Source organism: Haladaptatus ordinarius (assembly GCF_054177595.1).
The window spans coordinates 1-7,260 of record NZ_JBPEHH010000149.1 but is presented as its reverse complement, the minus strand read 5'-3'; the positions used below and the strand labels follow the sequence as shown (position 1 = coordinate 7,260).

Annotated in this window: 9 protein-coding genes and 1 pseudogene; all 10 read left to right on the top strand. The window is 55.4% G+C overall.

Features of this window, described 5'->3' with window-relative positions; genetic code table 11:
• Window positions 1–202 precede the first annotated feature (202 nt).
• Window positions 203–439, top strand: a pseudogene (locus ACR3FF_RS24675) (transcription initiation factor IIB family protein); the annotation flags it as partial.
• A 9-nt stretch (window positions 440–448) separates the two neighbouring features.
• Window positions 449–769, top strand: a complete 321-nt coding sequence (locus ACR3FF_RS24670; protein WP_458190774.1) for a transcription initiation factor IIB family protein — start codon at window positions 449–451, stop codon at window positions 767–769.
• 307 nt (window positions 770–1,076) lie between these two features.
• A complete protein-coding gene (locus ACR3FF_RS24665; protein WP_458190773.1) occupies window positions 1,077–1,514 on the top strand; it encodes an SWIM zinc finger family protein in 438 nt (145 codons plus the stop codon).
• 126 nt (window positions 1,515–1,640) lie between these two features.
• Window positions 1,641–2,132: a DUF7995 family protein gene (locus tag ACR3FF_RS24660; protein ID WP_458190772.1), complete on the top strand. Its 492-nt coding sequence runs from the start codon at window positions 1,641–1,643 to the stop codon at window positions 2,130–2,132.
• Window positions 2,133–2,220: 88 nt separating this feature from the next.
• Entirely contained in the window at window positions 2,221–2,496 is a 276-nt protein-coding gene (locus ACR3FF_RS24655; RefSeq protein ID WP_458190771.1) for a DUF7389 domain-containing protein, read from the top strand.
• A gap of 153 nt (window positions 2,497–2,649) precedes the next feature.
• The gene (locus ACR3FF_RS24650; protein ID WP_458190770.1) at window positions 2,650–2,925 is read left to right on the top strand and encodes an AbrB/MazE/SpoVT family DNA-binding domain-containing protein; all 276 of its coding nucleotides are present in this window, start codon (window positions 2,650–2,652) and stop codon (window positions 2,923–2,925) included.
• 3 nt (window positions 2,926–2,928) lie between these two features.
• On the top strand, window positions 2,929–3,345 hold the full coding sequence (locus ACR3FF_RS24645; RefSeq protein ID WP_458190769.1) for a type II toxin-antitoxin system VapC family toxin: 417 nt from the start codon (window positions 2,929–2,931) through the stop codon (window positions 3,343–3,345).
• Window positions 3,346–3,426: 81 nt separating this feature from the next.
• Complete coding sequence (locus ACR3FF_RS24640; protein WP_458190768.1) at window positions 3,427–4,413, top strand: DUF955 domain-containing protein; 987 nt, start codon at window positions 3,427–3,429, stop codon at window positions 4,411–4,413.
• Window positions 4,414–4,802: 389 nt separating this feature from the next.
• Window positions 4,803–5,132 (top strand): hypothetical protein, encoded by a 330-nt coding sequence (locus ACR3FF_RS24635; RefSeq protein WP_458190767.1) that lies wholly within the window; start codon window positions 4,803–4,805, stop codon window positions 5,130–5,132.
• A gap of 5 nt (window positions 5,133–5,137) precedes the next feature.
• The gene (locus ACR3FF_RS24630; protein WP_458190766.1) at window positions 5,138–6,946 is read left to right on the top strand and encodes a TrbL/VirB6 family protein; all 1,809 of its coding nucleotides are present in this window, start codon (window positions 5,138–5,140) and stop codon (window positions 6,944–6,946) included.
• Window positions 6,947–7,260: the final 314 nt, after the last annotated feature.

Sequence of the window (7,260 nt, the reverse complement as noted above, 5' to 3'; positions counted from 1 at the left end):
GGTTCGGTTCTCTCCATCTGTGGACTCTAGTTCTCCTTCACTCAGCTACTACACCAGCGTTCACTCTGGTCATCCGTGACTCAGCACAGCTCACGAAGCGACGCTCGGGAAGTACCGAGAATCGACACGACGGCAGTTCCGTCGTCTTCGAACCCAACATTGGCGAGCGAGTTGGGGCACGAAATCGAATCGAAATCTCGGCCACGGGTTCACCGAGATCCGCAGGCTGGTGAGTGCCCTCAGCATGTCGAAGACGGTACGTGACCGTGCCTGCACGCTCTTTCGGACGGCTCAGGACAATAACCTCTTGTATGGACGGTCGATCGAGTCGATTGCAGCGGCATGTGTGTATGCGACGATTCGATGTCTCGGTCACCCACGCACGCTTGCGGAGATTGCCGAGTACTCTCCCTCCAACGAATCGACGCTTCGAGGAGCGTATCGCGTTCTGAATGCTGAGCTCGGCCTTCCTGCGCGACCGCCGCGACCACAGTCGTACGTCGCACAGGTGGCCTCTGCACTCGACATCCCAGATTCCGTAGAACACCGTGCGAAACGGATAGCGAGACGAGCGACGAAAGCAAATCTCGTGACTGGGTGTAGCCCGGCCGGTGTGGCAGCTGGTTGTCTCGCCATCGCGACCGACGAACACGGCATCGACGTGTTGCAGACCGAACTTGCAGACGCAGCAAGCGTTTCGACCCAGACGGTTCGCGCACAACGAGATAGAATTCGTGATGGGATAGTAGCGACGGAGGCGGTCGTATGAAAGATCTCCTGAAGCGACTTACGAGACGGTCACGAAGCACCGTCATCGCCGAATGTCGTCACTGTGGAACGGCAGTCAGTATCGAGGTAACTGACTGCCCCCAATGTGGTCACGATGGTATCGCACTCTATCGATTCGACTAGGAGAACAGCCGAACTATTGGTGTTCTCGCTTTTCATCATCGTCTGTGGCTCACGACGGAGTTGGGCACAGATTCTATAAAGAGGTCTTTTCCGATACTCTGTGTCGAGAGAGTTTTTCTGCCCCTGACGGGTGCGGGGCACACTGCGTGCCCCGATGAAACACCATGCCCAGCCACAACCACGTCCTCTCCCAACTGACGTTCACCAAACGAGTTGCGAAGCGCGCTCAGTACGAAGCCCTCGAGTTCACCGTCGTCCCTGGGGGCGTCCGTGTTCGGAACACGAGTCACGCCACCCCATCAGAGCACGAATACCTCGTCACGATTCGAAGTGGCGTCCCGGTTTCCTGTGAGTGCCCGGCAGACAACCGTTACGAGGGAGCCTGTAAACATCGGGTCGGCGTCGCGATTCGAACACCACTCCTACAGGCTGTAACAGATCACTCCCTCGTCGCTGATGGGGGACCACAGATGGAGACGCCCGACCAGAACCCTGGAGACGACGATACTGATCAGCCAGCAGATTGTGAGTGTGACGGACTCAATGGCTTTCCGTGTTGGCCCTGTGTGCAATCGGGGCGACGTGAGATACCAGACGAGTAGCAAAAATCGAGTGCGAGTTCGCTTTGCTTCGAGGGAGTTTGTGTGCGCCGGGAGAAGGTGCCGGCGCACAGAGGTAGAGTCGCATGATGTCGTGATGTCGAGTTAGTTCGTCGGCGAGGTGACCAGATGCACCAGATAATCTACGCACTCGTCGAAGCACCGACTGCAGATGACGCCTTCGCCAGCGGAAAAGCGGCGTTCGACCGACTCGTTGGCGCAGGCCCTGAAGACACTGCCGTCTTCGATTACTACGTGACGTTCGACGACGAACGTACGACCGTCGCAGGCACGGCTCGGTGGGGTGAATTACCTGTCGTCGCACCGGTCGATTCAGCCGACGGAGCAGAGCTATTAGAGCGTGGATGGGAAGCGACTAAACAGGAGTTCGAACGGAATCTCTCTCGGGTGAGAACGGCCGTCAACGAGTTCAGTACTGACGAACTCATGCACGATAAGAATCTCGCCAGATACGCCTGCTACAATCTCGGCGCGTATCGTGGACCGTCGCTCTTCCTGTACGATGAGTTCGGTGACGCGATTCGACATCGCCAGCACCTCAATCGCGTTCTCAATGTAGAAGAGCAGCTGTGGATCATCCCGGCTGATGTCCACTACTAAGCAACATATTCCTGTTCAGAATCGTGTGACAAGAGAGTTTATCGCCCCCTGAGGGGTGCGAGGGCAAAGAGACCCTCGTAGAGCACACATGACTGAAACCAATACAGTACCTGGAACGGAAACCGAGTCGAAATCACAGCAGGAGTCGCATACAGAGACAGAATACGTCGAGCGGACTGACGTCGGCGTCTCACTCACGGTAAAACTGAAACGCGGAACTGGCACGCGAGACCAAGATCAAATCGTGGCCAAGGTGAAGGCGAAAACATTGGACGAAGCTCGCGAGAACATGGAAACAGTTCGCGAGTACGTCCGCAACCTTGCTGAGGATATTCGCCAGATTCAGCCGGACGAGACCCGATAGTGTTTCTAGTAGTGGTTTTTCAGGCGTAGAAGAACCACGATAGTCAGTCCCTGCAGATTCCCTCTACTGAGGAGGTGAACTAAGGTTCTGGTTCAACCGAACCCAGGCAAAGTCTTTTAGATATTCCCACCGTAGTGGGAACAGAGTGAACGTATGAGTACAGACGATGATAACCGCCGAATTGATACGAAAGGGAGAGTAACGATTCCAAAATCGATTCGTAACCGACTCAACCTCGAACCCGGCGAACAGGTTAAAATCGAAATCGAAGACGGAACCGTCGTGATTCGACCACAAATCTCTCGTGAGAGGTTCATTGAGACGATGCAAGGGTGTATCAACGACGATACAAGATTGAAAACCGCCGAATCGATGACGCCCGAAGAATTGAAAACCGACTGGACGTCGGATCTCCCGGATTCGGCATAGTGTATGTACTGTTTAGACGCGAATATTTGGATCTATTATCTCGACGCGGGGCTTGACGAACACTCTGTGGTCCGTGACTCTATCTCAGAACTGCTTGCAAATCAACCATTGTTTTCGACGACCGTTCTCCAAATGGAAGTCGTTCATTATCTGAGTAAGCAACTTGCAGAGAGCTCCGATGCGACCGAACACTTTCTCTCACTCGAAGATATGTTGGTCGCTGATCTTACCAGAAGCGATGTCGTAACCGCAACTGAGCTCCTCGAAGACCACGCCAATACCGGTATTGGCGGGCGTGATGCAACAATCATTGCCGCTATGCGGCGCCACGACATTACAGAACTCTGGACACACGACACTGGTCTCAAACGTCTTCATGATCGACTCGATTGGTTGACAGTCGTCGATCCTGTCGAGTGACGAGAACGAAGCACCGACCACCCTGTTTTTGTGCGCCCTGAGGGGCGAGGCGCTCGCCGAATTCCGAGTGCCCGAGTTCTCATGACTCAAACAACAGACCCAGCGAGCGATCAGCAGCGAGCATTGACCGACCCAGACAACCGACCGGATGCGATGTGCGACGTCTTCGAGGAATGGCTCAGCGATCTCCAGAGCCAAACAGACGCTGCCGCCGCGAGCGAGACATTCCAGCAGTGGCTCGACATCCAGAGCAAGTTCTACGACTACTCTGTCCGGAACACGATACTCATCCGTTCACAACGGCCGGACGCGACGAAGGTCGCGGGCTATCGAACGTGGCAGACCCACTTCGAGAGACAGGTGAAAAAGGGAGAATCAGCGATCTGGATCTGGGCACCGATCCACGCCAAAAAGTGCCCCGAGTGTGGGAACAGCCCGACGTATTGTGCAGAATCCGATTGCTCGTACGACGAGACACCACCAGCCGAATGGTCGAAAGGCCTCGTCGGCTTTCGCCCCGTCCCGGTATTCGACATCGCACAGACGGAGGGTGAGCCGCTCCCCGAACTCGAGACGACAATATATGGTGAGGGGGAACACCTCGTTTCCGCTCTCCTTGACGCGGCGACGACACTCGATATCGATGCGTCACTCGTCAATCCTGCTGAGTGGAATCACGGCACGGCACTCGGCATCTGTCAGTATCGGACAGGTGAGGGACGACCTCACGTCGCTGTGAAAGACCAGCAGTGCGCGACAGTCGCCCATACACTGGCGCACGAGTACGCACATGCGAAACTCCATGATCCGGCTCACGACGATACCGAGCGCACTGCCCGCGAGGTAGAAGCAGAAAGCATCGCGTATCTGGTCAGTCGGTATTGGGGATTGGATGCTGCAAACGCCCGCTTCTATCTCGCAGCATGGCGCGACGACGAGACAGAGGTTCTTCAGAATCGGCTTTCTCGAATCAGCCGAACGGCGAACACCATCATTACCGCTGTCGACCATCACCTCGCGAACGGTGGGGAGGATACGGCGTCCGTCTCCACACAGGTAGCCCGATGACATTTTCATCACTTTGAAGTTGGTTGGTTGAACATATCTCTGCCATTCTTTACAATCCCACCACACTAAAACTGTCGTAATGCAACCGAATTCATCTCCTAATGAATAAAATAGCAATCGTATTTTTGTATATATTTGCAATTTCCCAATACAGATTTAAGTCACTAGCGTCGGTGCTTGTACTATCGCCTGTATGCTGGCTCGTCACATGGTAACATGATGATATGACGGGTCTCGATGAGTGGCGAGGCTGGCACACGGCGATGAGGACCCCCATGAAACAGAACCCCTCACTTACACTCGCTACGAATTACTGGATGACCGTTCTCCCATCGTTCTCCCGAACGAATATCTGGGCCACGCACAGACGTGGAGCAATCACAGTTACCATGTTTTTGCTTGGAATCGTCACACCCGTTTCGGCTCAACAGACGGTTGGGTCCGATATCTGCGGAACACCACTGGCTGATACGGTCAACTTCGCCGCACCACTATTCGTCGGCATCACGATGATCGCGTCTGCGATACTCGCGTACGTTCTCCACAATGCGTCTGCATTCCCGAAGAATCCACAGTCGGTCGAATCCATCAAGGGTTGGCGTAATCGAGCGGCGTACGCGACAGTTACGACACCACTGTTCGCCGTCGTGATCGACCTGCTCATCCGTTCGACAGGCGTCGGCATCGCCGGGTGTGTGAACATCATCCCGTTCTTCTAATCGGGATGGCACCGATACGACCACACCCGCTCACAATCGGCGTGCTCGTGGTAGTGTTAGCGGGTACTATCCTTGCTGGCAGTACACTTGGACGAGCACAATCCACGCCCACACCGCCTGGCACACCGACGCCCCATCCAAATGCGACGACGACCGAAGTGTGGACGACAGCGGAAAACGGTTCGAATGCAACCGCCGCCTTCGGCGATTCCTGTTCCGGTCTTGGGATGGTGAGCGGGCAACTCTGTACTGGGTTCCTCGGTGCGTTACGCGGCGTCGCGATGGAGTTTCTTGACTTTGCTCGCGGCACGGCAGAGTGGGCCGTCGAGTTCCTCGTCAGTCGTCCCGTTCCGATGCGAAACGGAGCGATGGAACTCGTCGAACGGCCGACGAACGCACCGATGGATACCGTCTACGACCAGTGGTTCACGCTGGGCCTTCCGGCCGGACTGGCAGTATGGGCACTTTCGATGCTGATGCTTCGAATGAGCATGCTCTTACCGTCCAGAGGGATGTCTGACCAGCGAGCACGGAGCCTCCGCCTCAAGGGCTGGTTCCTGCTCTTTTTCATCCTGGGGTCGTGGATCTGGTGTGCGCTCGTTCTGCATCTCGCGTCCGGACTTACCCTGGTGTTCGCCCCGTCTGGCGAGGAGATTGTCGCCAGCTTCGAGACAATCGTCGACAGCGCACTTGCAGCGAGTCTCACCGGACTCTTGCTCTGGCTCTCCTCGGGTGTGCTCTTCCTGTTCGTCGCGTTCGTGTTTGGCCTCTCGTGGCTCGCAGTATACGTGTTGATGCCCGCGATGCCGGTGTTTATCGCGCTGTCGCTCCCTGCAGTCTGGCTGTTTCGACCGGTGGCTTCAGTCGGTGAGCGTCTGCGCGGATTGTTCGTTCCGTGTGCATTCGTTCCATTTCCTGCAGCAGTCATCCTCGGTGTTGGCTATCCCGTTATCAATACGGTGTCGTCATCGCTCGATGGCGGGATGTCGAGTGCGGCAGGCGTCGATTCGTTCGCATACATCATCCTCGTGTTAGTGATGTGGTTTTCTGCGGCGCTCTCACCGCTCTTCCTGGTCGTCGGGAGTCGGCGGATGCGACCGTTCGTGTCGCTCGCTGCTGGCGCACTCGGTGCTGCATCCGGAATGGCTGTCGCCTCGCGGTCTGGCAGTCTGCGAAAACAGTTGCAATCACGCATCCCGAATCGAGGGATGGGAGGGTCGTCTGTGACGCCGAATGCAGGAACCGGAACGCGTGTCGACCCGTTGGCTGGCTCGCCGTTTTCACGGAAGGGCGGTGGAAGCCACGGCGGAACGCTTGGAGACCCACAAATTGCGGGTGCCCTCGAAGGTGAGACAATGACTGGAAGTTCACATGGTTCGCTCGCTACTGGCGATAGTGACGAGAGTACGGCCGGTCGCAATCGCCGGTCGAGTACGACACAGCCAGGAACCGGACCAAAGCAAACACGAACGAACACGGATTACAGCAACGTTCCCGACGACGTGACGATCTCTCGTGTCACCGATCGAGAGGAGTTGTCCCAAAATCAGTACGACGTGGGTTACTTCGATAGCCGTGGTCAGTTCCAGTCACTCAGTCAAGGACCATCGAATACGGGTTGGCTTCTTGACGAGGGAGCATTTAATCAGATTGCAGATCACAAACCAGAAGAAACGGTTCTACTCTACAATCATTCAGACACCACCGCTTATCGGGTTAAAGAAATAGTAGAGCCAGGTGCATACCGATCAAGTCGTCATGAGCAAGAGCATAGAGAGAGTATCCGAACTGTTCGAGGGCTCCGTCATAGATGACGGACCAGCGCCATTTTCCAGGGAACTCCCAACAAGATAGGAGTACCAATAATAACACGGAAAATCGGCTCGTCGATTTAGTCGGATTACGAGATAACTTCAATTGCCAGGTTTGTGGCACAGTTACTCAACCAAGAGGTAGAGTTGGATATATAATGTGTCCTCTTGAGCGAGGCCAAGAAGACGCAGATAAAGTCGCTAGTTGTCCACTCTCTCGATAACTGCATCGGCAAAAGCTGCGCCTCACACGGTAAAGACCGCGAAATGAGACGAAGACTGTCTTGGATGCTGTGATGGGGCGTGAATATGTTGAA